General features: G+C 74.9%; 28 protein-coding genes. 15 read left to right on the top strand and 13 right to left on the bottom strand.

The annotated features are described in order from the left end of the window. Positions 1–172 precede the first annotated feature (172 nt). Together CLV37_RS22680 and CLV37_RS22675 are read left to right on the top strand one after the other, a co-directional pair. Complete coding sequence (locus CLV37_RS22680) at positions 173–1,168, top strand: carbon-nitrogen hydrolase family protein (RefSeq protein ID WP_106214881.1); 996 nt, start codon at positions 173–175, stop codon at positions 1,166–1,168. A 19-nt stretch (positions 1,169–1,187) separates the two neighbouring features. Further along, positions 1,188–2,195 carry an alanine racemase gene (locus CLV37_RS22675; protein ID WP_106214763.1) on the top strand — a complete coding sequence of 336 codons (1,008 nt, stop codon included), beginning with the start codon at positions 1,188–1,190 and terminating at the stop codon, positions 2,193–2,195. Here CLV37_RS22675 and CLV37_RS22670 read toward each other — a convergent pair. Both CLV37_RS22670 and CLV37_RS22665 read right to left on the bottom strand, forming a co-directional pair. Continuing rightward, positions 2,156–3,052, bottom strand: a complete 897-nt coding sequence (locus tag CLV37_RS22670; protein WP_106214761.1) for an oxygenase MpaB family protein — start codon at positions 3,050–3,052, stop codon at positions 2,156–2,158. The two genes, CLV37_RS22675 and CLV37_RS22670, sit on opposite strands and share 40 nt — an antisense overlap. Before the next feature lie 132 nt (positions 3,053–3,184). Continuing rightward, positions 3,185–4,057, bottom strand: coding sequence for an SDR family oxidoreductase (locus CLV37_RS22665; protein ID WP_106214759.1), 873 nt, complete (start codon positions 4,055–4,057; stop codon positions 3,185–3,187). Positions 4,058–4,141: 84 nt separating this feature from the next. Between CLV37_RS22665 and CLV37_RS22660 the strand changes: the two genes are divergently transcribed. After that, positions 4,142–4,522 (top strand): winged helix-turn-helix transcriptional regulator, encoded by a 381-nt coding sequence (locus CLV37_RS22660; RefSeq protein WP_106214757.1) that lies wholly within the window; start codon positions 4,142–4,144, stop codon positions 4,520–4,522. A 44-nt stretch (positions 4,523–4,566) separates the two neighbouring features. Then, entirely contained in the window at positions 4,567–5,013 is a 447-nt protein-coding gene (locus CLV37_RS22655; RefSeq protein ID WP_106214755.1) for a hypothetical protein, read from the top strand. Positions 5,014–5,059: 46 nt separating this feature from the next. Here the strand turns inward: CLV37_RS22655 and CLV37_RS22650 are convergent, their stop codons facing one another. After that, positions 5,060–5,908 (bottom strand): SDR family oxidoreductase, encoded by an 849-nt coding sequence (locus CLV37_RS22650; protein ID WP_106214879.1) that lies wholly within the window; start codon positions 5,906–5,908, stop codon positions 5,060–5,062. Positions 5,909–5,980: 72 nt separating this feature from the next. Here CLV37_RS22650 and CLV37_RS22645 point away from each other — a divergent pair, with 72 nt between their 5' ends. The 4 genes from CLV37_RS22645 (at position 5,981) to CLV37_RS22630 (ending at position 9,696) form a co-directional block, all read left to right on the top strand. Next, positions 5,981–7,702 (top strand): metallophosphoesterase family protein, encoded by a 1,722-nt coding sequence (locus tag CLV37_RS22645; protein ID WP_106214753.1) that lies wholly within the window; start codon positions 5,981–5,983, stop codon positions 7,700–7,702. A 67-nt stretch (positions 7,703–7,769) separates the two neighbouring features. Then, complete coding sequence (locus CLV37_RS22640) at positions 7,770–7,973, top strand: hypothetical protein (RefSeq protein ID WP_106214751.1); 204 nt, start codon at positions 7,770–7,772, stop codon at positions 7,971–7,973. A 104-nt stretch (positions 7,974–8,077) separates the two neighbouring features. Further along, positions 8,078–8,698 carry a DUF47 domain-containing protein gene (locus CLV37_RS22635; RefSeq protein ID WP_106214749.1) on the top strand — a complete coding sequence of 207 codons (621 nt, stop codon included), beginning with the start codon at positions 8,078–8,080 and terminating at the stop codon, positions 8,696–8,698. A gap of 5 nt (positions 8,699–8,703) precedes the next feature. Continuing rightward, entirely contained in the window at positions 8,704–9,696 is a 993-nt protein-coding gene (locus tag CLV37_RS22630) for an inorganic phosphate transporter (protein WP_106214747.1), read from the top strand. Positions 9,697–9,789: 93 nt separating this feature from the next. On the opposite strand, the gene pstB is transcribed toward CLV37_RS22630, so the two are convergent. The 8 genes from pstB to CLV37_RS22585 all read right to left on the bottom strand — a co-directional run bounded on the left by pstB (position 9,790) and on the right by CLV37_RS22585 (position 18,758). Then, on the bottom strand, positions 9,790–10,566 hold the full coding sequence (pstB, locus tag CLV37_RS22625) for a phosphate ABC transporter ATP-binding protein PstB (protein ID WP_106214745.1): 777 nt from the start codon (positions 10,564–10,566) through the stop codon (positions 9,790–9,792). Positions 10,567–10,580: 14 nt separating this feature from the next. Further along, positions 10,581–11,495, bottom strand: a complete 915-nt coding sequence (pstA, locus tag CLV37_RS22620; RefSeq protein ID WP_106214743.1) for a phosphate ABC transporter permease PstA — start codon at positions 11,493–11,495, stop codon at positions 10,581–10,583. After that, a complete protein-coding gene (pstC, locus tag CLV37_RS22615) occupies positions 11,492–12,478 on the bottom strand; it encodes a phosphate ABC transporter permease subunit PstC (RefSeq protein ID WP_106214741.1) in 987 nt (328 codons plus the stop codon). Before pstC ends, pstA begins: the two co-directional genes overlap by 4 nt. Positions 12,479–12,566: 88 nt before the next feature. Then, positions 12,567–13,685, bottom strand: coding sequence for a phosphate ABC transporter substrate-binding protein PstS (pstS, locus tag CLV37_RS22610; RefSeq protein WP_106214739.1), 1,119 nt, complete (start codon positions 13,683–13,685; stop codon positions 12,567–12,569). Between the two features lie 252 nt (positions 13,686–13,937). Further along, entirely contained in the window at positions 13,938–14,882 is a 945-nt protein-coding gene (locus CLV37_RS27160; RefSeq protein WP_170127446.1) for an NUDIX hydrolase, read from the bottom strand. A gap of 8 nt (positions 14,883–14,890) precedes the next feature. After that, positions 14,891–17,032, bottom strand: a complete 2,142-nt coding sequence (locus CLV37_RS22595) for an RNA degradosome polyphosphate kinase (protein WP_106214735.1) — start codon at positions 17,030–17,032, stop codon at positions 14,891–14,893. A gap of 77 nt (positions 17,033–17,109) precedes the next feature. Continuing rightward, positions 17,110–17,994, bottom strand: coding sequence for a mycothiol synthase (mshD, locus tag CLV37_RS22590; RefSeq protein ID WP_106214733.1), 885 nt, complete (start codon positions 17,992–17,994; stop codon positions 17,110–17,112). Then, a complete protein-coding gene (locus CLV37_RS22585) occupies positions 17,991–18,758 on the bottom strand; it encodes a winged helix-turn-helix transcriptional regulator (protein ID WP_106214731.1) in 768 nt (255 codons plus the stop codon). The genes mshD and CLV37_RS22585 overlap by 4 nt, the downstream gene beginning before the upstream one ends. 250 nt (positions 18,759–19,008) lie before the next feature. Between CLV37_RS22585 and CLV37_RS22580 the strand changes: the two genes are divergently transcribed. The 5 genes from CLV37_RS22580 to CLV37_RS22560 all read left to right on the top strand — a co-directional run bounded on the left by CLV37_RS22580 (position 19,009) and on the right by CLV37_RS22560 (position 22,813). Then, the gene (locus tag CLV37_RS22580) at positions 19,009–19,806 is read left to right on the top strand and encodes a hypothetical protein (RefSeq protein WP_106214729.1); all 798 of its coding nucleotides are present in this window, start codon (positions 19,009–19,011) and stop codon (positions 19,804–19,806) included. Between the two features lie 231 nt (positions 19,807–20,037). Next, on the top strand, positions 20,038–20,580 hold the full coding sequence (locus tag CLV37_RS22575) for a nitrobindin family protein (RefSeq protein ID WP_106214727.1): 543 nt from the start codon (positions 20,038–20,040) through the stop codon (positions 20,578–20,580). Between the two features lie 14 nt (positions 20,581–20,594). Continuing rightward, on the top strand, positions 20,595–21,020 hold the full coding sequence (locus tag CLV37_RS22570; RefSeq protein ID WP_170127445.1) for a Fur family transcriptional regulator: 426 nt from the start codon (positions 20,595–20,597) through the stop codon (positions 21,018–21,020). Between the two features lie 10 nt (positions 21,021–21,030). After that, positions 21,031–22,119, top strand: coding sequence for a CAF17-like 4Fe-4S cluster assembly/insertion protein YgfZ (gene ygfZ / locus CLV37_RS22565; RefSeq protein WP_106214723.1), 1,089 nt, complete (start codon positions 21,031–21,033; stop codon positions 22,117–22,119). Between the two features lie 55 nt (positions 22,120–22,174). Further along, positions 22,175–22,813: an RsiG family protein gene (locus CLV37_RS22560; protein ID WP_146149547.1), complete on the top strand. Its 639-nt coding sequence runs from the start codon at positions 22,175–22,177 to the stop codon at positions 22,811–22,813. A gap of 9 nt (positions 22,814–22,822) precedes the next feature. Here CLV37_RS22560 and CLV37_RS22555 read toward each other — a convergent pair whose 3' ends face one another. Beyond that, the gene (locus CLV37_RS22555; protein WP_106214719.1) at positions 22,823–23,776 is read right to left on the bottom strand and encodes an AraC family transcriptional regulator; all 954 of its coding nucleotides are present in this window, start codon (positions 23,774–23,776) and stop codon (positions 22,823–22,825) included. A gap of 90 nt (positions 23,777–23,866) precedes the next feature. Here CLV37_RS22555 and CLV37_RS22550 point away from each other — a divergent pair, with 90 nt between their 5' ends. Further along, complete coding sequence (locus tag CLV37_RS22550) at positions 23,867–24,595, top strand: SDR family NAD(P)-dependent oxidoreductase (RefSeq protein WP_106214717.1); 729 nt, start codon at positions 23,867–23,869, stop codon at positions 24,593–24,595. A 38-nt stretch (positions 24,596–24,633) separates the two neighbouring features. On the opposite strand, the gene CLV37_RS22545 is transcribed toward CLV37_RS22550, so the two are convergent. Then, positions 24,634–25,128: a MarR family winged helix-turn-helix transcriptional regulator gene (locus CLV37_RS22545; protein WP_106214715.1), complete on the bottom strand. Its 495-nt coding sequence runs from the start codon at positions 25,126–25,128 to the stop codon at positions 24,634–24,636. Positions 25,129–25,183: 55 nt separating this feature from the next. Between CLV37_RS22545 and CLV37_RS22540 the strand changes: the two genes are divergently transcribed. Then, on the top strand, positions 25,184–26,725 hold the full coding sequence (locus CLV37_RS22540; protein ID WP_106214713.1) for an FUSC family protein: 1,542 nt from the start codon (positions 25,184–25,186) through the stop codon (positions 26,723–26,725).

Genomic DNA, 26,725 nt, shown 5'->3' with positions numbered 1-26,725 from the left:
GCTCGGCAGGCTGTCGGGCACGGCGCGACCCACGCCGAGCCCTCGCGGGCCGACCCCAGCTCGGCTCCCCACGGGTGGAGGGGCACAGCGCCTCGGGTCGACGTCGGAGGACCTGACCCGCGCGGTCCGGTCGCTGGGGGACCTGCGGACCGCGGCGTGGAAGGCCGTGACCATGACCGTCGACAAGAACCTCAAACGCCTCGTGCGGGCCCGTGCGGCCCAGACCGGCCAGCCCTACACCGCTGCGCTGCAGCACTTCCGGGCCGACCGACGGGCCCCCCTGCGGGTGGCCGTCGCGCAGCTGCCCGTCGGGCAGGACCCCACCGACCCGGCCGTCCTGCGGCGCGGTGGCGAACTCGTGCGGGACCGGATGCGCCGGGCCGCGCAGCAGGGGGCGCGGTTGCTGCACCTGCCCGAGGGGGCGACCTGCTTCCCCGACAAGCGCGTCCTGTCGAGCACCGGGCCCGACGAGATCGGCCCGTCCGACTGGGACCGGTTCGCCTGGGACGTCCTGCGCGACGAGCTCGAGACGACGGCCCGGCTGGCGGCCGAGCTGCGGTTGTGGACGGTGTTCGGGTCCACCCACCGGCTCAGCGCCGGGAACCGGCCGCACAACTGCCTGTACGTCCTGGACCACCGCGGCCGGGTCCGGACGCGGTACGACGAGCGGTACCTGTCGCACACCAAGGCCACGTGGATGTACTCCCCGGGGCGTGCGCCGGTCGTCGTCGCCGTCGACGGCTGGCGCTTCGGCCTCGCCCTCGGCCTGGAGTCGCACTTCCCGGAGGTCTTCGCCGAGTACGAGCGCCTCGACGTCGACGGGGTGCTGTTCTCCAGCACGGGGAACGCCGACCACCACGCCGCCGCCTTCGCCGTGGAGTGCGCCGGGCACGCGGCCACGAACGGGCTGTGGGTGAGCTTCGCCGTCCCCCCGCAGCAGGACCCGGCCGCCGCGGCCGGGTTCGTCGCACCGGGCGGGCGGTGGCTGGAGCGGTGCTCACCCGGGCGCGACGTCGTCGTCCTCGACCTGGTGGCCGGTGGGTCCGACGTCGAGACGGACGTCGACGTCGCCGTCACCAAGGCCCGTCCGTGGCGCCGGCGGGTGCGCGAGAGCGGGCACGGCGAACTCGTCGACGACGTCCGCAGCCGCGAGCGCGCCGGGTTCTGAGGCCCGCCAGGATGGGGAGGTGACCGCCACCCCGCACCTGCTCGTCGACCCCGTCCGGCTCGAGGCCAACCTGGCCCGCACGCACGCCGCGCTGGCCGGGCTGGCCGTCCGCCCGCACGCCAAGACCCACAAGTCCCTGGAGGTGGCCCGTCGCCAGCTCGCGGCGGGAGCGGTCGGGCTGAGCGTCGCGACGGTCTCGGAGGCCGAGGTGTTCGCGCGGGTCTGCGACGACCTGTTCGTGGCCTACCCGGTGTTCTTCGACGCCGAGCGAACGGCGCGGGTGCGGGCGCTGGCCGGCCGGGTCCGGCTCACGGTGGGGATCTCGGGGACGGACGCGCTGCCGGACGTGCCGGGGCTGCGCGTCCTCGTCGAGGTCGACCCCGGGATGGGCCGCAGCGGGGCACCCGCCGCGGACGCCGGCCGGATCGCGGCCGCGGCCCAGGCGGCGGGGCTCGTCGTCGACGGGGTGTTCGCCTTCCCCGGGCACTCCTACTCCCCGGACGGGCGCGCGCGGGCCGCCGCGGACGAGGCCCGCGAACTCGCCCGGGCCGTGGAGTCGCTGGCGGCGCAGGGCATCACGGCCCGCGTCGTCAGCGGGGGCTCGACCCCGTCGGTGGAGTTCGCCGACCGGGGCGTGCTCACCGAGTACCGGCCGGGGGTCTACGTCTTCGGCGACGCCCAGCAGGTCGAACTGGGGACCGTCACGTTCGACGACGTCGCGCTGAGCGTCGTCGCGACCGTCGTCGCCCGGTTCGAGGGGCGGGTGGTCGCCGACGCGGGCAGCAAGGTGCTCGGCGCCGACCGCCCGGCGTACGCGAGCGGTTTCGGCCGGCTGCCGGACCACCCCGGCGCCCGGATCACGGCGCTGTCGGAGCACCACGCGACCATCACGGGGTTCGACGCGCCCGTCGGGACGCGGGTGCGCATCGTCCCCAACCACGTCTGCTCGGCCGTGAACCTGGCCGACGAGCTGCAGGTCGTGGGGGCTCAGCCCTGGAGGGTCGACGCGCGCGGCTGCAACGTCTGAACCCTGCGGCGCGCGACCTCGGCGTGCGGCCACTGCGCGAGCCGTCGCGGCAGGACGGGCCGGGAGCGCACCAGGAGCCCGCGGACGACGCGCGCGGCCGGGGTCCGGCGCAGCCCGTAGGCGTCGGCGAGGCGGGCCGGCAGCACGTCGGCGGTGACGGTGCGGGACAGGGCCGCGACGCCCGGCAGCGGGGGAGCGGTGCGCTGGGTGAGGATGTCCGCGGCGATCGCGCGGGCCGCGTCGGTGACCACGAGCCCGTGGACGGTGTCGGCGAAGTACTCCTCGAACTGCGCCACCGAACCCGGCAGCACCCGGTCGGGGACGGCGAACATGCGCGCGAACGGCTTCGACTCCTGCCAGTGCCGTTCCCGTTCCTGCGGCGACAGGCGCAGCCCGGCGTACCGCTCGACGACCCGGCGCGCGGTCCACACGAGGGTCGCGTGGACCCACAGCGCCAGGTCGGGGTCGTTGGCCCGGTACGGGGTCCCGGCGGGGGTGCCGGGGACGTCCGCGCGGGTCGTCCCGCGGACGGGGGCGTGGGCGCGCCCGACGTGCCGGGCCGCGGCGTGCGCCTGCTCGGTGTCCCCGAACGTCACCGTCAGCGCGGCCTGCAGCGTCCCCAGGAGCCGGCGCGCGGGCCCCGCCGCGTAGTCGCTGTGCACCGCGACGCCCTCGGCGACGAGCGGGTGCGCGACCTGCATCAGGATCGCCGCCGGCCCGCCGAGCACGGTGGCCCGCTCGGCGGTGACCCGGCGGAACTGCTCGCCCGGGCAGACGCCCGGGTCGCCGGGGACCCCCGGGGCGGGGGCGGGCGGGAAGGCCGCGCTCAGCGGGACGCGGGGGAGTCGTCGGGGCACCCCCCGATCCTGCGCGCGAAGCACACGTCGCGCCGCCCGGCCCGTCGTCTCGGGGTCCGGAGCGTGCGCCGGACCCCGAGCAGAACGGTGCGGGGGTTCTTCGTGTGCGGTGCGCGGGAAGGGGTGGGCCGGTCAGGACGCCGAGCGGGCCTGGTGGGCGGCGCGGACGGCGTCGGCGAGGCTCGTGGCGGGGCGGCCGAGGAGCGTCGCCAGGTCGTCGGAGTCGGTGTGCAGGTCCCCGCGCGCGATGGAGGCGTCGAGGGCCGCGACGAAGCCGGCGGTGCCGGCGTCGAGGCCGAAGCCGGTCAGGGTCTGCTCGTACTCCTCGCCGGGGACGTCCTTCGAGACGACCGTCGTGCCGGTGACCTCGGTGATCGTCGCGGCGAGCTCGGTGAAGTCGAACGCGGGGCCCGCGAGCTCGTACGTGCGCGAGGTGTCGTCGTCGGAGGTGAGGGCGGCGGCCGCGGCCCCGGCGTAGTCGGCGCGGGTGGCGGCCGAGACCTTCCCGCCGTGGGTGGCGCCCAGGACCTGGCCCGCACCGAGGTACTCGCCGAGACGCTCGGTGTAGTTCTCGAAGTACCAGCTGTTGCGCAGGACGACGTACGCGATCCCGGAGGCGGCGAGCGCCTCCTCGGTGGCCTTGTGCTCGGGGGCCAGCGGGCTCGGGCTGGAGTCCGCGCGCAGCAGGGAGGTGTAGACGATGCGCTGCACCCCGGCCGTCTTCGCGGCCTCGATCACGTTGGTGTGCTGGGCGACGCGCTGGCCGACCTCGCTGCCGGAGACGAGCAGCAGACGGTCGACGCCGGCGAGCGCGGCGGGCAGGGTGGCGGGGTCGGAGTAGTCGCCGGTGCGGACGACGACGCCGCGCTCGGCGAGGTCGGCGACCTTGGCGGGGGTGCGGACGACGGCGACGACGTCGGGCGCGGCGACGCCGCGGTCGAGGAGGGCCTCGACGGCGAGGCGTCCGAGGTGGCCGCTGGCGGCGGTGACGGCGTACGTGGTCATGGGGTCTCCTCGGAGGTGAGCACTGCGTGGTCGAAAGCACTAACGAATCCACAGTGCCACATGTTCCCGCGGTACCCTGTCCCCATGGACAGCGACTCGCCCCCGCAGGACCTGGTCGCCGACGTCTTCGCCCGCGACTGCACCTCCCGCGCGGCGTTCGAGGACGTCACCTCCAAGTGGGCCTCGCTCGTCCTGCTCGCCCTGGGGGAGGGCGCGATCCGCTTCAACGCGTTGCGGCGCAGGGTGGAAGGGGTCAGCGAGAAGATGCTCGCCCAGACCCTGCAGACCCTCGAGCGCGACGGCATGGTCCTGCGCGAGGTGGTGACCGCCATCCCGCCGCGCGTGGAGTACGAGCTCACCCCGCTCGGGGTCCGGGTGTCCGGGCAGCTGCAGGGGCTCGCGGAACTGCTCGAGGCGTCGGTGCCGCAGGTGCAGACCGCCCGGCAGGCGTACGCCGACCGCTGAGGCGCACCGGGGAACGGGCCCCGCACGGTGCCCGTTGGCCGGACGTGGAACCGCTCCGGCTCGCCCGTGCCCTCGCCGTCGTCGACATCGCCGCGGCCGGGGCCGCCACCGGGCTCGCGCAGTGGGCGTACGACCTGCCCACCCGGCGCCGGCGGCTCGCCGCCCAGGTCGGGCTGGGTCTGGTGTTCGGCGGTGCCGTCGCCGCCTCGGACGCGGTGTGGCGCCGGGCCACCGCCGACCGCGCCCGGCCGGTGGACCCCGACGTCGTCCCCGCGCACGAGACGGCCCTCGCCCTGCGGCACCTGGGGCTGTCGGCCGCCGGGATCCCCGTGTGGGTCCTGGGCCGGGGTCTGCCCGAGCGGATGCGCCGGCGCGGCCTCACCCGGCCGAACCGCCTCCTGGCGCTGCCGGTCGCACTGGGCTGGGCCGCGGCCGCCGCGCCCGTCGAGTGGGCCCACGCCCGCGACCGGGCCGCCGCCCTGGACCTCTGAACGACCTCTGAGCCACCTCTGGGCGTGGTGGGGTGACCGGTCCTCGTCAGGGCCGTCGCCACGCCTCCTCGCTCAGGTGCGAACCGGCCATCGGCCCCATCTGCAGCATCCCGCCGTCCACCGCGTACGACGACCCCGTCACGTACGACGCCTGCGCCGAGCACAGGAAACCCACCAGCGCCGCGACCTCCCGCGCGTCGCCCGGGCGGCCCAGCGGGACCCCCGGACGGTGCTCGGTGTGCGGATCGGTGTCCTCCTGCCCCGTCATGGGCGTGGCGATCTCCCCGGGGGCCACCGCGTTGACCGTGATGCCGTGCTCGGCCAGCTCGATCGCCGCGGTGCGCGTCAGCAGCCCCAGCCCGCCCTTGGCCGCGCAGTACGGCGCCGCCCCGACCCGGGGCTGGTGCTCGTGGACGCTGGTGACGTTGACGACGCGCCCGCCGCGGCCGGCCGCCACCATCCGGCGGGCCGCGCGCTGCAGGAAGAGGAAGGCCGCGTCGAGGTCCACGGACAGCACCTCGCGCCAGTCCTCGAACGACAGGTCCAGCAGCAGCGTCGAGGTACCGGTGCCGGCGTCGTTGACCAGCACCTCCACCCCGCCCAGCTCCTCGGCCAGGGAGTCCACGACGTCGGCCGCCGCCGGCAGGTCGCGCAGGTCCACGTGCCGCAGCGCCGCGCGACGGCCCAGCGCCTCCACCTCGCGCACCGTCGCCCGTCCGGCGGCCTCGTCGCGGAACCAGGTGAGGCCGACGTCGTGGCCGCGGCGGGCCAGTTCGACGGCCACGGCCCGGCCGATGCCGGACTCGGCCCCGGTGACCAGGGCCGGGCCGGGGCGGCCGGTGGGGGAGGAGGAGCGCAGGTCGCGGAACGGGGTGTCGGCTGTCGTCTCGGTCATGCCGTCCCCGTACCCCCCTCCGGGGCCCGCCACGCGCAGCGCTCCCGGTCCGGCTGCGCGAAGATCGTCGTGATGTCCAACAGGAAACGCCGTCCCGAGCCCGGGCCCGCGCGCCCCCCGCACCGCCGGCGCGCCCGCTGGAGCGCCCGGTGGGACGCCGCCACCGCCCGCCCGGCCGGGCGGTTCCTGCGCCGCCACCTCCTGCCCTGGATCGCCGTCCTCGTCGTCGGCGGCGCCGGGGCGGCCGTCGGGTTCGCGCTGGCCCCCGGGTCCACCACCTACGTCGGGCCCCTGCAGACCGAGGTCCGTGTCCGGCCCAGCCTGACCCCGGGCGTCGAGGTCGACCTCCCGCCCATCGGCAAGGTCCAGTTCGACACCCACCGCGCCCCGGTCGTCGTCACGGCCAACATCCGCAGCGTCGACGTCGACGCCGCCGCTCGGCTGGTGCGCTCGCCGCAGCAGCTGCTGGCCCTGGAGCTGACCGCCGCCGACACCGTGCGGGCCGCCACCGTCCGCGCTGCGGCCTACAGCCTCGGCTGCGGGGCGGCCGGGGCGCTGCTGGCCTCCGTCGTCGTCTTCCGCGGCCGCCGCCGCACGCTGCAGACCGGGGCGGGGCTGCTCGTCGTCGTCGTCGCCACCGGCAGCGGGGCGTGGGCGACGTTCGACCCCGCCGCGCTGCGCCAGCCCCGCTTCACCGGACTGCTGTCCCGCGCGCCCTACCTCGTCTCCACCACCCAGAACGCCCTCGAACGGCTCGAGAGCTACCGCAGCGGCCTGTCCGACATCGTCCGCAGCGTCTCCACCCTGTACGCCGCCGCCGCCAACCTGCCCGTCCTCGGTGACGCCCAGCCGGGCGGCAGCGGGCTCGGCGAGGACGTCACCACCGTCCTGCACGTCTCCGACCTGCACCTGAACCCGCTCGGGTACGACCTGACCGACAACCTCGTCAAGCAGTTCAAGGTGCAGGCCGTGATCGACACCGGCGACACCACCACGTGGGGCACCGTCGCCGAGGCCGGCTTCCTGAACCGCATCAAGACCGTCGGCGTCCCCTACGTCTGGGTCCGCGGCAACCACGACTCCGCCGACACGCAGGCCCAGGTCGCCGCCGAGGGGGCGATCGTCCTGGACGCCGGGGCCACCGCGCAGGTCGCCGGGCTCGTCCTCGCCGGCCAGGGCGACCCCGTCTTCACCCCCGACGGCGAGGGCAAGGTCGCCACCGGTACCGCCGAGCAGACCCAGCAGGCGGCCAACGAGGTCCTCGCCCGGGGCGTCGAGGCCTGGGACGACGCGCACGCCGACGACCCCGTCGACGTCGCCCTCGTCCACGACCCCAGTGGCCTGCAGCCCCTGCTCGGGCGCGTCCCGCTCGTCCTGGCCGGGCACCTGCACAAGCGCTCGGTGAAGCTCGACGCGTCCGGGACGCGGATCATGGTCGAGGGCACCACCGGGGGAGCGGGCATCACCGCGGCCGGGCTCACCCGCCTCGCCGACGGCGACCCGCTGCCGCTGTCGGCGACGCTGCTGTACTTCGGCCGCTCAGGCGAGGACGCCGGCAAGCTGCTGGCCTACGACGAGGTCACGGTCGGCGGGCTCGGGCTGGCCGAGGTCAGCCTCCAGCGCACCGTCCTGACCGACGACGACCGCCCGCCGCTCGTCGTGCCCACCTCCTCGCCCACCTCCTCCACGGGCACGGGCGGTACGGGCGGCACGAGCAGCCCCGCCGGCACGAGCAGCCCCGCCGGCACGAGCAGCCCCGCCGGCACGAGCAGCCCCGCGACCGGGGACCGGTGACTCCACAGGGGTGACGCGGGCCGATCCACCCCCGGCGCTCCCCGCCCCGGCGTACGGTGGGGGCACCATGACGCACTCGCCCGATCCGGACTCCGCCGCCGACCGGGGCCGCCCGGTCCTGCCCGGGGCACGCTCCGTCGCGCCCCTGGCCGACACCGACCTCGCGGAGGAGATCGAGCTCTACACCGACGTCGTGGTCGCGGCCTCCGAGAGCGAGGGCCCCCTGCCCGAGGTCGAGCTCGACCGGGTCCTGGGCGTCGACGGCGCCTGAGCGCCGAGCCGGCCGGGTGGGTGTCGGCCCGCCTGCGGCGACGCCCTAGAGTCGCTGCCCGGGTCGACAGTCTCGACCCGAGGACCGATCCCCGCGGAGCAAGCGTGCGTTTCCGACTGAGACCCCAGGACGACGGCTTCTTCGAGCTCTTCGCCGCCACCGGTGCCATCCTCGTCGAGGCGTGCAGGATCCTCACCGAGGCCATCGGCAGCGACCCCGTCCGGCGGTCCGAGCTGTCCGACGCCATGGAGGAGGTCGAGCACCGCGGCGACGAGTCGTCCCACGCCCTCGTGCGCAAGGTGAACTCCTCCTACCTCACCCCGTTCGACCGCGAGGACGTCTACCAGCTCGGCGCACGCCTGGACGACTGCCTCGACCTCATGCAGAAGGCCCTCGACCGCATGGTCGTCTACCGGGTCGGGGCACTGCCCGACGCCGTCGGCGAACTCGTCCAGGTCCTGTCCCGGCAGGCCGAGCTGACCTCCGAGGCGATGCCGCGGCTGCGTTCCCCCGCCGCGCTGTCGGACTACTGGGTCGAGGTCAACCGCCTGGAGAACCAGGCCGACCAGATCCACCTGCGGCTGCTCGCCGAGATCTTCGCCGGCGGGTACGACGCCGTCGAGATCATCAAGCACAAGGAGATCGTCGACACCCTCGAAGCCGCCGCGGACGCCTTCGAGCTGGTGGCCCAGACCGTGGAGACCATCGCGGTCAAGGGGTCCTGACGCCGGTGGAGCTCCTGCTGGTCCTCGTCGTCATCGCGGTCGCCCTCGCGTTCGACTTCACCAACGGCTTCCACGACGCCGCCAACGCCATCGCCACCTCCGTCTTCACCCGCGCCCTGACCCCGCGCATCGCGCTGAGCATGGCCGCGGTCTGCAACCTGCTCGGCGCCTTCCTCGGCACGGGGGTGGCCACGGTCATCGGGTTCGGCATCGTCGACGTGGGGCTGGGCCACGCGGGTCTGCTCGTCGTGCTCGCGGCGCTGATCGGTGCCATCGGCTGGAACCTCACCACGTGGCGCTTCGGGCTGCCCTCCTCCAGCACCGGCGCCCTGCTGGGCGGTCTGGCCGGGGCGGGCCTGGCCGCCGGGGCCAGGCTGCACTGGGACGTCGTCCTCGTGGCCGTCGTCGTGCCCATGGTCGTGTCCCCGCTGACGGGGGCCGCCCTCGGCTACCTCGCCACGGCCGCCGTCCTGCACGGGGTCCGGGACAAGGCGCCCGGCCCGACGAACCGGCGCTTCCGGATGCTGCAGACCGTCTCCGCGGCCGCCGTGGCGCTCGGCCACGGCCTGCAGGACGCCCAGAAGACGATGGGGGTCATCGTCCTCGCGCTGGTCGCCGGCGGCCTGCAGACCGGCCGCGACATCCCCTGGTGGGTCACGCTGCTGGCGGCGCTGGCGATCAGCGCGGGCACCTACTGCGGGGGCTGGCGCATCATCCGCACCCTGGGCCGGCGCGTCGCCCAGGTCGACCCGGCCCGCGGCTTCGTCGCCGAGACCGTGGCGTCCGTGGTGCTGTACGTGGCGGCGCTGGCGTTCAACGCACCCGTCTCGACCACCCAGGTGATGGCCTCGGCCGTCATGGGCGCCGCCGCCACCAAGCGCCGCTCGGCGGTCCGCTGGCGGGTGGTGCGCTCGATGCTCGTCGCCTGGGTGCTCACGATGCCCGCCGCGGCCGTCCTGGGGGCGCTCGTGTGCCTCGGGCTGCGCTCGTTCCTCTGACCGCGCCGGCGTCCCACCGGGGAACGCGCGGAGCCCCGCCTCCCTCCGCGCGGGGCGGGGGAGGCAGGGCTCGGGTCGGGCGGTGCGGGCGGCTCAGCCGAAGCGGCCCGAGATGTAGTCCTCGGTCGCCTTCTGCGTCGGGTTCGAGAAGATCGTCGCGGTGTCGTCGATCTCGATCAGACGGCCGGGCTTGCCCGTGGCGGCCAGGTTGAAGAAGGCCGTCTTGTCCGAGACGCGCGCGGCCTGCTGCATGTTGTGGGTGACGATGACGATCGTGAAGGAGCTCTTCAGCTCACCGATCAGGTCCTCGATCGCCAGCGTCGAGATCGGGTCCAGCGCCGAGCACGGCTCGTCCATCAGCAGGACCTGCGGCTCCACCGCGATGGCGCGGGCGATGCACAGCCGCTGCTGCTGACCGCCGGACAGGCCGGCGCCGGGCTTGTCGAGCCGGTCCTTGACCTCGTTCCACAGGTTCGCGCCCCGCAGGGACTTCTCCACGGACTCCGCGAGCACCTTGCGGTTGCGGACGCCGTTCAGCCGCATGCCGGCGGCGACGTTGTCGAAGATCGACATCGTCGGGAACGGGTTCGGCCGCTGGAACACCATCCCGACGGTCCGGCGCACGTTCACCGGGTCCATCTTGGAGCTGTACAGGTCGTCGTCGTCGAGCATGACGCTGCCCTCGACGCGCCCCCCGGGGATGACCTCGTGCATGCGGTTCAGCGTCCGCAGGAACGTGGACTTGCCGCAGCCGGAGGGGCCGATGAAGGCCGTCACGGAGCGGGGTTCCACGGTCATCGAGACGTCTTCGACGGCCTTGAAGCTGCCGTAGTAGACGTTGAGGTCCTTGACGTCGATGCGCTTGGCCACGAGCGGGTTCTCCCTTACTTCTTGAGCGAGCTGAAGCGGGCGATGGCCCGACCGGCGATGTTGAGCACCAGCACGATGAGCACCAGTGTGAGGGCGGCGGCCCAGACGCGTTCGACCGCGGGCTCCAGGGCCTGCTGGCGGTCGTTGTTGATCATCAGGGGCAGGGCCGCCATGTTGCCGCCGAACAGGTCGGTGTTGATCGACTGCGAGTAGCCGACCAGGATCAGCAGCGGAGCGGTCTCACCCATGATGCGCGCCAGACCCAGCAGCACGCCCGTGAGGATCCCCGAGAAGGCGGTCGGCAGGACGATCCGCACGATGGTCTTCCACTTCGGCACCCCGAGGGCGTAGGAGGCCTCACGCAGCTCGTTCGGGACGAGCTTGAGCATCTCCTCGGTGGAGCGGACCACGACCGGGACCATCAGCAGGACCAGGGACAGCGAGACGGCGAACCCGGAACGGTCGAAGCCCAGCGTCGTCACCCACAGCGCGTACACGAACAGGGCGGCGACGATGGAGGGCAGCCCGGACAGGATGTCGACGGTGAAGCTCACGACGCGGGCGATGCGGCTCGCGCCGTACTCGACGAGCAGGATGGCGCTCATGATGCCCAGCGGCACGGCGATGACCGCGGTGGCCAGCGCCTGCAGCAACGTGCCGACGATGGCGTGGTAGGCCCCGCCGCCGACGATGCGCGGGGTGATGCCGCGCTGGGAGTTCAGCCACCAGGTCGAGTGGAACAGCAGCCCCGCGCCCTTGTCGATGACCGTCCAGAGGATCCAGACGAGGGGGATCACGGCGATGGCGAAGCACAGCACCATCGCGACGGTGGCGATCGTGTTGCGGACCTTGCGGCCCCCCTGGCCCCGCGAGTCGGCCAGGGCCGCCGGCAGTTCGCGGTCGGGGACGGTGGTGTCGAGGGCGCTCACGCGAAGGCCTTCCGACGGTTGATGATGACGCGGGCGATGGCGTTGACCAGGAAGGTCAGGACGAACAGCACGAGGCCGGCGGCGATGTAGGCGCCCGTGGACTCGGGGTTGTTGAACTCGGCGGCGTTGTTGGCGATCTTCGACGCGAACGTCTCCCCGCCCTGCAGCCAGGAGGCGAAGAACGAGGCCCCCGGCGCGACGCTGGAGACGATGATCGTGATGGCGATGGTCTCACCGAGGGCGCGGCCCAGGCCGAGCATCGCGGCCGAGATGACGCCGGCGCGGCCGAAGGGCAGGACCGAGGTGCGGATCATCTCCCACTTCGTCGCTCCCAGGGCCAGCGCGCCCTCCTTGTGGGCGGCGGGCGTCTGCGCGAACACCTCGCGCGACATGGCGGTGATGATCGGCAGGACCATGACCGCCAGGACGACGCCGGCGATGAACACGGTCCCGGTGCTGACCGGGCCGCCGAACAGGGGGAACCAGCCCAGCACGTCGTTCAGCCACGTCTGCAGGCCGGTCAGGTGGGGGGCGAAGACCTGGATGCCCCACAGGCCGTAGACGATCGAGGGGATCGCGGCGAGCAGGTCGATGACGCTGGCGGCCGGGCGGGCCAGCCACTTCGGCGCGTACTGGGTGAGGAACAGGGCGTTCCCGATCCCCAGGGGCACCGCGATGACCATGGCGATCAGCGAGATCGAGACGGTCGTCCACAGGATCTGCAGGATGCCGAACCGCAGGTCGCCGGGGTTGGCCGACCACTCGGTGGACGTGAGGAAGTTGACCTTGTCGTCGAGCACGGACGGCACCGCGCTGAGCGCGAGGAAGACCCCCGTGAAGACGACGATGGCGATGACGACGACACCGGCGAGACCGGCACCCCCGCCGAAGAGTGCGTCACCGAGCCGGCGCGTGCCCCGGGCCTTGTCGCCCGAGGGGCCGGGGCCCTGCTCGACGGCCGAGCGGCCGGTGATCGAAGACATCGTGCTCCTGGACTGTGCTGGGGGGTGTGCTGGGGGACGGACGGAGGGCGGGCACCGGACGTCCGGTGCCCGCCCCCAGTGGCGTGCGTCAGGCGATCGCCGCGATGGCGGTGCGCACCTTCTCGGAGACCTCGGCGGGCAGCGGGGCGTACCCGATGTCGGCCAGACCCTTCTGAGTGTCGTCCTCGGCGTAGTAGGTGAGGAAGGACTTCAGCAGGGCGGTCTTCTCGGCGTCCAGGCCCTTGGAGCAGACGATCTCGTAGGTGACCAGGACGATCGGGTAGGCCCCGGCCTCCTTGGTCGCGTAGTCGATCTTCAGGGAGAGGTCGTTGCCGGTGCCGACCTGGGTGGCGGTGGCGACGGTCTTGCCGGCGGACTCGCCGGTCAGCTCGACGGCCCCGGAGCCGTTGTCGATCTGCGCGACGGACAGCTTGTTGTCCTGGGCGTAGGACCACTCGACGTAGGTGATCGACCCGGACGCGCCGGCGACCGCTTGCGCGACACCGGCGGAGCCCTCGCGGCCCTCGCCCTTGCCGGCCCACTCCTGGTTGCCCTCGGCGGTCCAGGCGTCGGGGGCCGTGGCGTGCAGGTACTTGGTGAAGTTCTCGGTGGTGCCGGAGGTGCCGGTGCGGAAGAACACGCTGATGGCGGTGCTCGGCAGCTTCGCGTCCGGGTTCAGCGCCTTGATGGCTGCGTCGTCCCACGTGGTGATCTGACCGGAGAAGATCTTCGCGGCGACCTCGCCGTTGAGCACGAGGTCCTTGACGCCGTCGACGTTGTAGGCGATGGCGATGGGGCCGGCGACCATCGGCAGGTCCCACGCGTCGTTGCCCTGGCAGCGGGCCTTCGCGGCGGCCTGCTCCTCGGGCTTGAGGGCGGCGTCGGAGCCGGCCCAGTCGGCCTGGCCGGAGGTGAACTGCTTGCGGCCCGAGCCGGAGCCCGTCGCGTTGTAGTTGATGGTCGCGCCGCTGCACTGGGCCTGGTAACCCTGCTGGATCACCTGGTCGATGGCGTTCTTCTGCGCGCTGGAACCCTCGCCGTTCAGGGTGCCGGTCTTGCAGTCGATGGCCGACGTCGAGGCCGAGGCCGACGAGGAACCGCCGCTGCCCGAGCCGGTGGTCGTGTTGTCGTCGGAGCCGCAGCCGGCGAGGGCGAGGACACCGACCGCGGCGATGCCGAACAGGCGGGTGGACTTCCAGAACGTCACTTCGGTCCCTTTCGAGGATCGTCGGCCGGAGCACCGGCCACAGCGGCGACCGGGCGCAACGCTCCGGTCGATGTGGACGGTAGGAGGGCGAGGTGACGGGGTTGCTCGTCGCGGGTGAACGAGGGGTGAACCCGGCGGGGCCGATCGTCGACCGATCACGGGACGGGCCGTGACGACCAGGTGAACGGGTGAACGGGGTGACGCTGAGTGACGACTTTCCCCGCCCGGGTCAGGTCAGGACGCGGGGCGGGGTCAGAAGCTGTGGCGCTCGACGGCGACGAGCCGGGCCCCTGCCCCGGAACCGGTGACGTGCCCCACGACGAGCGCCGCCTTGTCGAGCTTGGCGCCCACCCTGCGCCGCACGCCCGCACGGTCCGAGCGCTCGGCCAGGACCGCCTGCAGCGCAGGCAGGACCGGGCCGTGCGAGCACACGACCACGGCCCGGCCCGCGTCCAGCAGAGCCCGCACGACGTCCGTCGCGGCGTCGGCGTCGGCCCGGAACGCGTCCTCGGTCAGGGCCGGTTCCTCCTCGACGGGCAACCCGGTGAGCTCGGCCGCCGGCAGCACGGTCTGCACGCAGCGTGCCCACGGCGAGGTCACGAGGGCGCGCACGTCGAAGCACCCGAGCAGGGGGGCGAGGTCGCGCGACTGGGCGTGACCGGCCTCCAGCAGCGGGCGCACCGCCTCGCCCCCGGACCAGTCCGAGCGCTTCACCGCCCGCGCGTGCCGCAGCACCACCAGCGGCCAGGTGGGGATGGGCAGCTCGCCGCCGGGCAGGGCCGCGTCCAGGGTCTGCACGTCGGCCGGGTAGCTCAGCCGGTCCCGGGCCGCGTCGAGGGTGAACCAGCCCGTCCCGGTGATCTCGCCCGGGTCCGCGGGTTCGAAGACCTCCGGGTCGGCCGGCCCCGCCGGGTGCGCGAGCCAGTACCGCACGCGCTTGCGCAGCCCGCCGGCGATCTCGTAGCGCTGCTCGGGCAGCGGGACGCCCAGGTGGACCCGGACCCCCGTCTCCTCGGCCGTCTCGCGCACGGCCGCGACCGCGGGGTGCTCCCACCCGTCGTCGAGGCGGTCGAGCTTGCCCTTGGGCCACGACCAGTCCGCGGTGCGGGTGGCCGTGGTGGGCCGGTGGACGAGCAGCACCTCCGGCCCCTGCTCCCCGGCCCGGACGACGACGCAGCCGGCGGCCTCGACGTCCACCCGCCGGCTCAACGGCGGCGGCGGGCGGTGGGACGACGGCCGGGTCGCGTCGCGATGATGTGCTCCTGCAGGTCCCGCAGCGGCTTGCCGTCCGCGTCGAGGTGGTGGCGCGTCCAGTTCCCCCCGGCGTCGAGGTGGAACGAGCTCGTCGTGTCGGCCATGCAGTCGTCCAGCAGGGCCGAGACCTCCCGCACGTGCCGGGGGTCGGTCAGCCGGACCACGGCCTCGACGCGACGGTCGAGGTTGCGGTGCATCATGTCGGCGCTGCCGATCATGACCACCGGGTCCCCGCCGGCGGCGAACCAGAACAACCGGCTGTGCTCCAGGAAGCGGCCCAGGATGCTGCGGACGCGGATGTTCTCGCTCAGCCCGGGCACGCCCGGCCGCAGGGCGCAGATGCCGCGCACGACGACGTCGACGGGCACCCCCGCGTTCGAGGCGCGGTACAGGGCGTCGATGACGGCCTCGTCCACGATCGAGTTCACCTTGATGCGCACCCCGGCGGGCAGGCCCTGCCTGGCGTTGTCGATCTCGCGGTCGATGCGGTCGATCAGCCCCGTGCGCAGCGAGCGCGGCGCCACCAGCAGCCGCTTGTACGCGGTCTTCGGGGCGTACCCGGACAGCTGGTTGAACAGCCGCGTCAGGTCCTCGCCGACCTGCGGGTCGTCGGTGAGCAGACCCATGTCCTCGTACAGCCGGGCCGTCTTGGGGTTGTAGTTGCCGGTGCCGACGTGGCAGTAGCGGCGCAGGCCGCCGGACTCCTGGCGCACCACCAGGCTCAGCTTGGCGTGCGTCTTCAGGCCCACCAGGCCGTACACGACGTGCACGCCGGCCTGCTCCAGCTTGCGGGCCCACGTGATGTTGGCCTGCTCGTCGAAGCGCGCCTTGATCTCGACCAGGGCCAGGACCTGCTTGCCGGCCTCGGCGGCGTCGATGAGGGCGTCGACGATGGGGGAGTCGCCCGAGGTGCGGTACAGCGTCTGCTTGATGGCCAGGACCTTCGGGTCCGCCGCGGCCTGCTCCAGGAACGCCTGCACGCTCGTGGAGAAGGAGTCGTAGGGGTGGTGCAGCAGCACGTCGCGGTTGCGGATGGCGGCGAACACGTCCGACGGCTTGGCCGTCTCGGCGCCGTCGGTGAGGTCGCGGTGGGTGCGGGCCACGAACTTCGGGAACTTCAGCTCCGGGCGGTCCAGGTCGGCGATGTCGCCCAGCCCGCGCAGGTCCAGCGGCTCGGGCAGCTCGTAGACCTCCTTCTCGTGCACGCCGAGCTCGCGCACGAGCAGCTCGCGGACCTCGGGGGCGATGTCGGAGGCGACCTCGAGGCGGACGGCCGGGCCGAACCGGCGGCGCAGCAGCTCCTTCTCCAGGGCCTGCAGGAGGTTCTCGGCGTCGTCCTCCTCGACCTCGAGGTCCTCGTTGCGCGTCACGCGGAACGTGTGGTGCTGCACGACCTCCATGCCCGGGAACAGCTGGTCCAGGTGCACGGCGATGACGTCCTCGAGGGGGACGAACCGCGCGCCCTGCCCGTCGGCCTCGACCGTGACGAACCGCGGCAGCAGCGGCGGCACCTTCACCCGCGCGAAGTGCTCCTTGTCCGTCGTCGGGTTGCGCACGACGACGGCCAGGTTCAGCGACAGGCCCGAGATGTAGGGGAACGGGTGGGCCGGGTCCACCGCCAGCGGCGTCAGGACGGGGAACACCTGGTCGCGGAAGAAGCCGTGCAGGCGGACCTGCTCGCCCTGGCTCAGCTCGTCCCAGCGCACGATGGTGATGCCGGCCTCGGCCAGGGCCGGGCGCACCCCCTCCAGGAAGGCCGCGGCGTGCCGCTCGGTCAGCTCGTGGGCGCGCAGGCCGATGGCGTCGAGGACCTCGCGCGGTTCCAGGCCGCTGGCGGCGGTGACGGCCAGCCCGGTCGCGATGCGGCGCTTGAGCCCGGCGACGCGGACCATGAAGAACTCGTCGAGGTTGTTCGCGAAGATCGACAGGAACCGGGCCCGTTCGAGCAGGTGGACCTCGGGGTCCTCGGCGAACTCCAGGACGCGCTCGTTGAAGGCCAGCCAGGACAGCTCGCGGTCGGCGAAGCGGTCCTCGGGCAGTTCGACGGTCTCCTCGACCGGGTTCACAGCGGGGAGGGGCGTGGTGGCCGTCATGCCGGTCAGTCTGCCACCGGGCCCGGCGCCCCCGCAGAGCCGGGAGGACGGGGCGGCACGAACGTCCGGTGAACGCTTCAGCCGGCGGGGCGGGCGTACTGCACGTCGACGGCTGCGCGCTCGAACCCCAGGCGCGCGTACAGCTTCACGGCCGGCACGTTGTCGCCGTCGACGTACAGGTCGACGGTGTCCACCGCGGACGCGGCGGCCACCGCGCGCAGGCCCCGCACCAGCAGCGCCCGCCCCAGCCCGGCGCCCGAACGGCCGGGGGCGACGCCCAGCACGTACAGCTCGCCGTGCCCGTCCTCGACCTTCATCCAGCAGGAGGCGACCAGGCCGTCCGCGTCCTGGGCCAGGAGCAGCAGGGAGGGGTCGAACCAGGCCTCGGTGAACCGGGCCCGCAGGTCCTCGACCGTCCACCGGCCCTGCTCGGGGTGGGTGGCGAACGCGGCCGCGTTCAGCGCGACCCACGCGTCGTCGTCGGCGCCCGGCTCGAAGGGGCGGACGGTGAGGCCCGCGGGCAGGTCGGGCACCTCCAGGTCGAGCAGCCCGGCCGCGGGGCGTTCCAGCCGCAGCAGCTCGCGCACCCGCGCCCAGCCCCGCCGCGCGGCCAGCGCGCGGGCCCCGGGGGTGTCGCCATGCGACCACAACCGCACCGCGCGCCCGCCCGCGAGGGCCTCGACCTCGGCGGCCAGCGACGTGCCGGTCCCGCGGCGGCGGTGCCCGGGGTGGACCAGCAGCTCGCCCTCCAGGCCGTCGCCGGCGGGGACGAGCTGGGCGTAGCCGGTCAGCACGTCGCCGGTGCGGCGCAGCAGGTGCGTCACGTCCGGGCCGTCGAGCTCGGCCAGGCGCAGGACCGCGTCCTCCGACAGCGCGGTCGCGTCGTCGGCGCGGGAGGCGGCGGCGGCGAGCGCCAGGACGGCCTCGCGCGTGCCCGCGTCCAGCCCGGGGTCCAGGCTCACGGGCGCGGCCGGGTGGGGTCGTCGGCGGCGGCCAGGCCGGGGTCGACGTCCGCGCCCAGCTCGAGCTCGTCGTCGAGGTCCCGGCCGGAGGACACGAAGCGGTAGCCCACGTTGCGCACCGTGCCGATGGCGTTCTCGTGCTCGGCGCCCAGCTTGGCCCGCAACCGGCGGACGTGGACGTCGACCGTGCGGGTGCCGCCGAAGTAGTCGTACCCCCAGACCTCCTGCAGCAGCTGCGCGCGCGTGAAGACGCGGCCGGGGTGCTGGGCCAGGTGCTTGAGGAGCTCGAACTCCTTGTAGGTCAGGTCGAGCTGGCGCCCGCGCACCCGGGCGGAGTAGGCGGCCTCGTCGATGACGACGTCGCCGGCGCGGATCTCGGTCTGCCCACCCGCCTCGGCGTCCTCGACCGGGCGGCGCAACCGGCCCGCGGCCAGCCGCAGCCGGGCGTCCAGCTCCGCGGGCCCGCACGTGTCGAGCAGGACGTCGTCGGCGCCCCAGTCGGCGGCCACCGCGGCCATCCCGCCCTCGGTGACCACCAGCAGCAGGGGCTGGGACAACCCCGTCGTCCGCAGCAGCCGGCACAGGGACCGGGCCGCGGCGAGCTCGCGCCGGCCGTCGACCAGGACGGCGTCGGACAGGGGTTCGTCGACGAGCACGGACGCCTCGGCGGGCAGGACGCGCACGCTGTGCGGGAGCAGGCCGAGGGCCGGCAGCACCTCCGTGGAAGGAGCCAGTGCGTTCGTCAACACGAGGATCTGGGCCACCCGCGCTCCTGTCCTCCGTCCGCACGCGCCGTCCGCCCGGGCCTCGCCGGGACCGGTGCGGTCCCACGGTCGAGCTGCCTGAGTGGTGTGCAGGATAACGGTGCCCACCCTACGCGTGTCGCCGAACCGGACGGACGCCGGACGGGACCACCCCGGCCGGGGTCCGCGCCCTCTGCGAGGATCGGGCGGTGAGCACGAGCCGGCAGGACCCGGGGCCGACGTCCCGGGGGCCGATGTCCCAGGGACCGACGTGAGCGCGTCGGCCACCGCGACGACCACCTTCGCGCTGGCGGTCCTGCTCGGGCTGGCCTCCTTCGGCCAGCTCGGGGTGCTGGCCGTGGCGGTCGTGCTCGTCGGGGCCCTCGTCGCCGCCGGCTGGCCCGAGCTGCTCGACCTGCCCGCCCGCCGCGGCACCACCGTCCTCGTCGCGCTGGTCGCGGTGGCCGCCGCCGCCACCGCCACGGGAGCCGTCGTGCGCGCCCACGACCGGGGGACCCAGATGTCGGGCGTCCTGGGCTGGTTGCCGTCCGTCGCCACCCTGTCCCTGCTCGCGGCGTTCGCCCACCAGCTGCTGCGCCGCGACGGCCGGCCCCGCCTCGTCGAGTCCGTCACGGCCGCCGTGACGGCGCAGGCCGTCGTCGTGCTCGGCGCGGCCTGGATCGCGGTGCCCTCCACCTACGCCGGCGCCACGCTGACCCCCGTGGTCCTGACCGCCGTCGTGGCGACCAGCGCCGTCTCGGCCACGACCTGGCCGCTGCGCGTGGCCGGGCCCGTCAACCTCGTCGTCGGCGGGGCCGCGGGCTGGTTCGCCGCCACCGTGGCCCTGCTGCTGGGCGCGGGCACCGGCGACGTGGTCTCGCAGGGTCGCTGGGCCGTGTCCGGGATCGTCGCGGGGGTCGGGGCGGGGCTGCTGGTCTCGGCGTGGCGCGGGCTGACGTCGCGGTTGCCGGCGGCGCGCACCGTGCCGGCGGCGCTCGCGGTGGCCGCCGTGCCCGTGGCCCTCGCCGGCGGCGGCGCCTACCTCGTGGGCCGGCTCGTCCTGCTCTGAGGTCCTGCTCCGAGGTCCTGCCCCGAGGTCCTGTCGGGTCCTGCCGCGGGCCTGCGGGCCGGGTCGTGAGCCTGCCCACGTCGGCACGTCCGGCGCGACCGGCGCCGGTAGGCTCGCCGGGTGCACCCTCTCGAAGTCTTCTTCCTGGTTCTGCTGATCGTGGTGAGCATCGTCATCGCGTGGTTCGCCGGGTACGTCGTCTACCGGCTCTTCCAGGGACAGCGCTGACCCGTGGCCGTCCCCCTGCGCACCGACACCCCGCTGACCCTCGTCCCGCTGTCGTGGCTCCTGGGCCGCTGGGAGGGCGCCGGCGTCCTCGGGCACCCGGCCCGCGGTGAGACCGACACCCGCTTCGGGCAGGTCGTCGAGTTCGGCCACGACGGCCGCGACTTCCTCAGCTACACCTCCACGACCTGGGCGCTGGACGAGGCCGGGAACACCACCGACCCCCTCGACGTCGAGACGGGGTTCTGGCGCCCCCAGCCCGTGGACCTGGACGCCCCCGCGCCCGCCGACGGGCCCCGCCCCGTCGAGCTCGAGGTCCTGCTGACCCACCCCACGGGCGTCGTCGAGATCCTCGTCGGCACCGCCCGCGGCCCGCGCATCGACCTGTCCACCGACGTCGTGGCCCGCACCACCACGGCGCACGAGTACACCGCGGGCACGCGGATGTACGGCCTCGTCGAGGGCGACCTGCTGTGGGCGACCGACGTGACGCTGGCCGGGCACCCGATGCGCAGCTACGCCTCGGCGCGGCTCAAGCGCGTCGACTGAGCACCCCCCCAGACGTGGCCACCTCCGACCTCGGGGACGTGCTGCACGCCCGCGGCCTGCGCTCGACGCCGCAGCGGCGGCGCATCCTCGAGGCCGTCCGCGAGCTCGGGCACGCCAGCGCCGAGGACGTCGCGGAACACCTGGGCGCCGGCGACGGTTCGCCACGGGTGGACCCCTCGACCGTCTACCGGGCGCTGGCGGTCCTCGAGGAGGTCGGGTTCGTCGCCCGCACCCAGCTGGACCGCAAGGTGCCCTCGTTCCACGCCGTCGAGCACGGCGGGCACCTGCACCTGGTCTGCGACGGGTGCGGCGCGGTGGCCGAGGCCGATCCGGGGCCGGCCCGGGAGATGGCCGCGGAGATCCTGTCCAGCGACGACTTCGTCGTGGACACCGGGCACCTGGCCCTGCGGGGCCGGTGCGCCCGGTGCCGCGACCGGTAGGAGGCCCGACGTGAGCGCGTCGACCGTTCAGCACCGTTCCCCCCTGCTCGACGCCCCCGGGGCCGTCGCCGCCGAGGGCCCCGACGCCGGGGTCGCGTGGCACTACGGGGACCCGCACGGCGAGCAGCGCGCCCTGGTGCGCGGCGAGGCCGTGGTGGACCTGTCCCACCGCGGGGTCCTGCGCCTCAGCGGGCCCGACCGGCTCTCCTGGCTGCACAGCATCACCAGCCAGGCCCTCACGGGCCTGGCGCCGGGGACCTCCACCGAGACGCTGGTGCTCAGCCCGACCGGGCGCGTCGAGCACGCGCTGCACCTCGTCGACGACGGCGAGGCGACGTGGATCACCGTCGAGCCCGGCGCCGTCGACGCGCTGCGGGCCTGGCTGGAGCGCATGAAGTTCATGCTCCGCGTCGAGATCGCCGACGTGGGGCAGGAGTTCGCCGTCCTGGGGGAGCCGAGCCGCTCCGACGTCAGCTCGCACGGGCCGGTGTGGGTCGACCCCTGGCCCGGCGCGACCCCGGCGAACGAGGGCGGCTCGGCCGACACCGCGAGCTACAGCGCGGTGTCCACCCTCGAGCACCCCGGGGCCGAGCGTCCCTGGCGCGAGGTGGTCGTCCCGCGGGCCGGGCTCGTCGCCGCCGTCGACGGCCGCCGGCTGGCCGGCACCTGGGCGAGCGAGGCCCTGCGCGTGGAGGCCTGGCGCCCGCGGCTGGGGCTGGAGACCGACGAGCGGTCCATCCCGCACGAGCTCGACTGGCTGCGCACCGCCGTCCACCTGCACAAGGGCTGCTACCGGGGCCAGGAGACGGTCGCCAAGGTGCACAACCTCGGGCGCCCGCCGCGCCGGCTCGTGCAGCTGCACCTCGACGGGTCCTCGCACGACCTGCCCGCCCACGGCGACGACGTCGTCCTGGCGGACAAGGTGGTCGGCCGCGTGACGACGGCCGCGCGCCACCACGAGCTGGGGCCGGTCGCCCTGGCCGTCGTCAAGCGCTCCCTGCCCGTCGACGCGCAGCTGCACGTCGTGGCCGGATCGGGCACCGAGGGGGCCGAGCAGCGCCGGATCGCCGCGGCCCAGGAGGTCGTCGTCGCTCCGTGACGGCCCCCTGACGCGACCGCGTCCGCTGGGTCATACTCTGGCGAACGCACGCATCGTGACCACACACGTGCGGGGAGTCGCCATCGAGTCGGGGGAGACCGTCATGGACGAGCAGGTCAGCGGGTACCAGGCGGGCGGACGACGCGCCCTCGACAAGGTCCTCGCCCCCGACTTCCTCGACGGGTTGCGCGACATGGACCTGGAGACCCTGCGCGAGCACCGCACCGTCGCCGAGCAGGAGGAGGCGGACCTGTCCTACGCGCGCCGCCTCATCCAGGGCCGCCTCGACCTGCTGGGCGCCGAGGAGGAACGCCGCGCGGGCGCCGACGGCGCCACCGACGTCCGCCACGCCCGCAGCGACGCCGAGCTCGTCGCCAAGCTCACCGACGTCCTGGCCGACCCCCGACGCACCGACCACGGCATGGGGCGGTTCACCTCCGTCGAGCCCTCCCGCGTCGGCGAGCACCGCCGCCGGGCCGAGCTCGCCGTCGCCGACCCGCACCTGTCCGACCTGACGGCCATGGACGCCGCGCAGCTGCAGGCCGCGCGCGACCGGCTCGTCGGTCTCGAGCACGAGCTGTCCGCCGACCGGCACCGCGTCCAGGAGGCCATGGACGCGTGCACCGACGAGATCACCCGGCGGTACCGGGACGGGGTCGTCTCCGTCGAGGACGCGCTGCGCTCCGCGCGCTGAGCGGGGCCCTCAGGCCGGCCTGGCCTCCACCGGCTTGGCCTCCCCCGCCCGCGCCTCGGCGCGGTACCGGCCCGGGGGCCGGCCGTGGGCCCGGGTGAAGGCCCGCGTGAAGGCGGGCACGGAGGCGTAGCCGACGTCCGGGGCGATCGACTCCACCGGCTCGCGCCCCCGCCGCAGCCGCACCGCGGCCAGGTCCATGCGCCACGTCGTCAGGTAGGCCGCGGGGGTCTGGCCGATGACCGCGGGGAAGCGCCGGGCCAGCGTCGCCCGCGAGACCGAGGTCGCCGCGGCCAGGGACGACGTCGTCCAGGCCCGGGCGGGGTCGGCGTGCAGCTGCTCGAGGGCCCGGCCCACCACCGGGTCCTGGGTCATCGCCAGCCAGGTCCCCCGGCAGGTGGCCGGGCGCGAGGCCAGCCAGGCGCGCAGCAGCTGCACCAGGACCACGTCGACGAGGCTGTTCAGGACCGCGGCGGACGCGATCTGCGGGTCCCGCAGCTCGTGGTCGAGCATCCGCACGGTGGCGTCGAGGCCGGCCGACCCCGCGCCGGCCGCGACGTGGACCAGGTCGGGCAGGCCCTGCACCACCTGGGTCAGGGCCGTCCTGTCGCAGGTGTAGGCGAGGGTCAGGACGTGCGTCGTGGCCGGCGCGGACCCCAGCGTCAGGACCTCGCCCGTGCGGGCGCGGCGCGTCGCCGCGGCGCGGTCGCAGCCCACGCCCGGGGTGCCGGGGGCGTCGCCCAGCGCGTGGGGGACGCCGCCGACCAGGACGACGTCGCCGGCGCTCAGCTCCACCGGCGGGCGGGCGGGCACCGTCAGCCACGCGCGGCCGGCGGTGACCGCGTGCAGCACGGCCTCGCCCGGGCCGCCGTCCACGGCCGTCGCCCAGGTGCCGCCGGCGGCGACGCGGTTGCCCAGGGTGCCCCGCACGCCGGAGACGGCCAGGACGTCGCTCAGGGGGTCCACGGCCTCACCTCACCACGTGTGAGACGAACGGGCAAGAAGATGAGCCGATCGAGCATCGATCAACGCACGGGAGCTGCCTACGGTCGGAGCATGAGACTGAACGGAAGCACCGCACTGGTCACCGGCTCCAACCGCGGCATCGGTCACGCGTTCGCGACCGAGCTCGTGCGCCGCGGCGCCAAGGTCTACGCCACCGCCCGGCGCCCCGAGCTCGTCGACGTCCCCGGGGCCGAGGTGCTGCGCCTCGACACCGCCGACCAGGCCTCGGTGGAGGCGGCCGCCGAGGCTGCCGCCGACGTCGACCTGCTCGTCAACAACGCGGCCTCCACCGCCGGCGGCAACCTCGTCGACGGGGACCTGCGAGCCATCCGCGACGTGCTGGACTCCAACTTCCACGGGACCCTGGCCGTGGTCCGGGCCTTCGCCCCGGTCCTGGCCCGCAACGGCGGCGGCGCGATCCTCAACGTCCTGTCGGTCGCGGCGTGGGCCACGGTCGAGGGCAACACCGCGTACGCGGCGGCCAAGTCCGCGCAGTGGGGCCTGACCAACGGGATCCGGCTGGAGCTGGCCGGGCAGGGCACGCAGGTCACGGCGCTGGTGCCGGGGATGACGGCCACCGAGCCCATGAAGGCGTTCGTACGCGAGTTCGGGCTGGACCTGCCCGAGGGGGCGATGAACGACCCCGCCGAGCTCGTGCGGCTGGCGCTGGATGGCGTGGAGGCCGGTCAGGACGAGGTCCTCGACCGCTACGGGGTGCAGGCCAAGGAGCTCCTGTCCGGCCCGCCGCGGGCCTTCGACCTCAGCGGCACCGTCGGCTGAACCCGGGTGGACCCCGCTGAACCCTGAGGCGCGGGTGCTCAGGCCGGGGCGTGCTGCAGCAGGACGCGCAGGGACTGCGCGAGCTGCTGCTGCTGGTGGGGGCCGAGCGCGGCGGCGAAGGCGCCCTCGGCCTCAAGGATCCGCGGGAGCAGGCGGTCGACGAGCTCGGTGCCGGTGGCGGTCAGGGACAGCCGGGTCACGCGGCCGTCGCGCTCGTCGGGGGTGCGCTCGAGGTGGCCGACGGCCGTGAGGTGGTCGAGGCGCTTGGTCGTCGCGGCGCCCGAGGCCAGGGTCGCGGCGGCGATGCCGGTGGGCGTCAGGGGGGTGCCGCTGCGGCGGACCGCGCTGAGCACGTCGAACTCCGGGCGCGTCAGCCCCTCCGCCTTGACCACCGGGTCCGTGGCGCGCGCCAGGGCCGCGGCGACCAGGCGCAGCCGGCCCGCCACCGCCATGGGGGCCGAGTCGAGGTCGGGGTGGATGTGGGCCCACTCCGCGCGGGCGGCGTCGATCGGGTCGGCGGGAGCGGTGGTCACGGGGGGATCCTACCGCCAGATGTTTCACTGGTGAAACACCTGTTAAGGTTCTCGGGTGAGACTCGCCGTGCACCTGCTCCGCTCCGTCCGCGGGTGGACGCGGATCGCCCCCGGCGCGCACCCCTGGTGGGCCGCCGCCTCGGCGACCGCCGCCCTCGCGCTCCCGCTGGCCGCCACCCTCGCGCTCGGGCGGCCCCTGCTGGCCGCCCCGGCCACCTTCGGGGCGCTCACCGCCCTCTACGGACGCACCGAGACCTACGGGCGCCGCCTGCGCACCCAGGCCTGGACCGGGCTCGGTCTCACCCTCGCCGTCCTGGCCGGCGGGACCGCCGCGGCCCTGCCGCTCACCGGCTGGGCCGACCTGCTCGTGCCCGCCCTCGTCGTGGCCGCCGTGGCGGCCGTCGCGAAGTTCGTCACCGACGCCGCCCGCACCGGACCACCGGCCGGGATCATCCCCGTCTTCGCCGCCGGCACCCTGACCGCCGAACCGCTGCACCCGTCCGACCTGCCCCTGGTCGGGGTCGTCACGCTCGCCTGCGCCGTCCTGGGGATCGCCGTGTCCGGCGCGGCGGTCCTGTGGCGGGCCGACGGCCCCGAGCGCGTCGCCGTCGCCCGGGCCGTGGGAGCCGTCCTGGCCGCGCGGGGTCACGACGCCGCCGCCCGGCACCGCGCCGCGAGCGCCCTGCACGCCGCCTGGACCGTCCTCGGGCCCCGCGCCCGGGGGCCGTGGGCCGGCTGGCTGGCCCACGCCGAGCGCGTCCTGCACGCCCGCGCCGACGACCGCCCGCTGCGCGACCTGCTGCCCGTGCTCGCCGGCCGCGGCCCGCTGCCGGCGGCCCCCGCCGGGCCCGTCCCGGTCCCCGGCCCGTGGCCGCGGCGGCGCGTGTGGACGGCGCTGCGCACCCCCGGGGTCCTGCACGTCCCCGCGCTGCGGGTCGGGATCGCCTGCGGCGCAGCGATCCTGCTCGCCACCGCCTGCGGTCTGGGGCACGTCTACTGGGCGGCCGTCGGCGCCGCGGCCGCGCTGCAGTCCTCCTCCGCGGGGGTCACGACCCAGCGCGCCGTCCAGCGCGGCGCGGGCACGCTCGTCGGGGTCGTGATCGCCGCCGTCCTCGTCCGGCTCGCCACCGACGACGTGCGGCTGTGGGTCCTGGTGGTCGCCTGCATGTTCGCCGTCGAGTTCTGCATGCCCCGCAACTACGCCCTGGGCACCGTGGCGATCACCGGCCTGTCCCTCGTGCTCACCCGGCTCGGCACGTCCGGGGCCGGGGTCGAGCGGCTGGTCGTCGACCGCGTCGCCGACACCGTCCTCGGGGTGCTCGTCGGCGTCGTCGTCGCGGTCGTGGTCCGCAACCGCCACGCCCACCGCGCCCTCGACGACGCACTGGACGGCCTGGGGACGGCCCGGGACGCCCACGTCCTGCGGGCCCGGCTCCTCGCCCTGACCGAGGCGCGCACCCGCCTGGACGACGACGAGTGGCGCGTCCCGTCCCCGCGCGCGGCGCGCGCCCACGAGGACGCCGGCTACCGCCGGTTGGGGGACCTGCTGCGCACCGGTGGGGTCGATCGCGGAACTCCCGGGGCCCCTCGCCCGTAG

It is taken from the genome of Kineococcus rhizosphaerae (assembly GCF_003002055.1).
GTDB lineage: Bacteria > Actinomycetota > Actinomycetes > Actinomycetales > Kineococcaceae > Kineococcus > Kineococcus rhizosphaerae.
This window is presented reverse-complemented; position numbering and strand designations above follow the sequence as displayed.

Bases quoted from the DNA above. Each gene is read 5' to 3' on its own strand.
- CLV37_RS22595 (WP_106214735.1), bottom strand. From the start codon at position 17,032: ATGACGGCCACCACGCCCCTCCCCGCTGTGAACCCGGTCGAGGAGACC.
- CLV37_RS22660 (WP_106214757.1), top strand. From the start codon at position 4,142: ATGGACAGCGACTCGCCCCCGCAGGACCTGGTCGCCGACGTCTTCGCC.
- CLV37_RS22680 (WP_106214881.1), top strand. From the start codon at position 173: ATGACCGTCGACAAGAACCTCAAACGCCTCGTGCGGGCCCGTGCGGCC.
- pstC (WP_106214741.1), bottom strand. From the start codon at position 12,478: ATGTCTTCGATCACCGGCCGCTCGGCCGTCGAGCAGGGCCCCGGCCCC.
- CLV37_RS22640 (WP_106214751.1), top strand. From the start codon at position 7,770: ATGACGCACTCGCCCGATCCGGACTCCGCCGCCGACCGGGGCCGCCCG.
- CLV37_RS22650 (WP_106214879.1), bottom strand. From the start codon at position 5,908: ATGACCGAGACGACAGCCGACACCCCGTTCCGCGACCTGCGCTCCTCC.
- CLV37_RS22665 (WP_106214759.1), bottom strand. From the start codon at position 4,057: ATGACCACGTACGCCGTCACCGCCGCCAGCGGCCACCTCGGACGCCTC.
- CLV37_RS22550 (WP_106214717.1), top strand. From the start codon at position 23,867: ATGAGACTGAACGGAAGCACCGCACTGGTCACCGGCTCCAACCGCGGC.
- CLV37_RS22645 (WP_106214753.1), top strand. From the start codon at position 5,981: ATGTCCAACAGGAAACGCCGTCCCGAGCCCGGGCCCGCGCGCCCCCCG.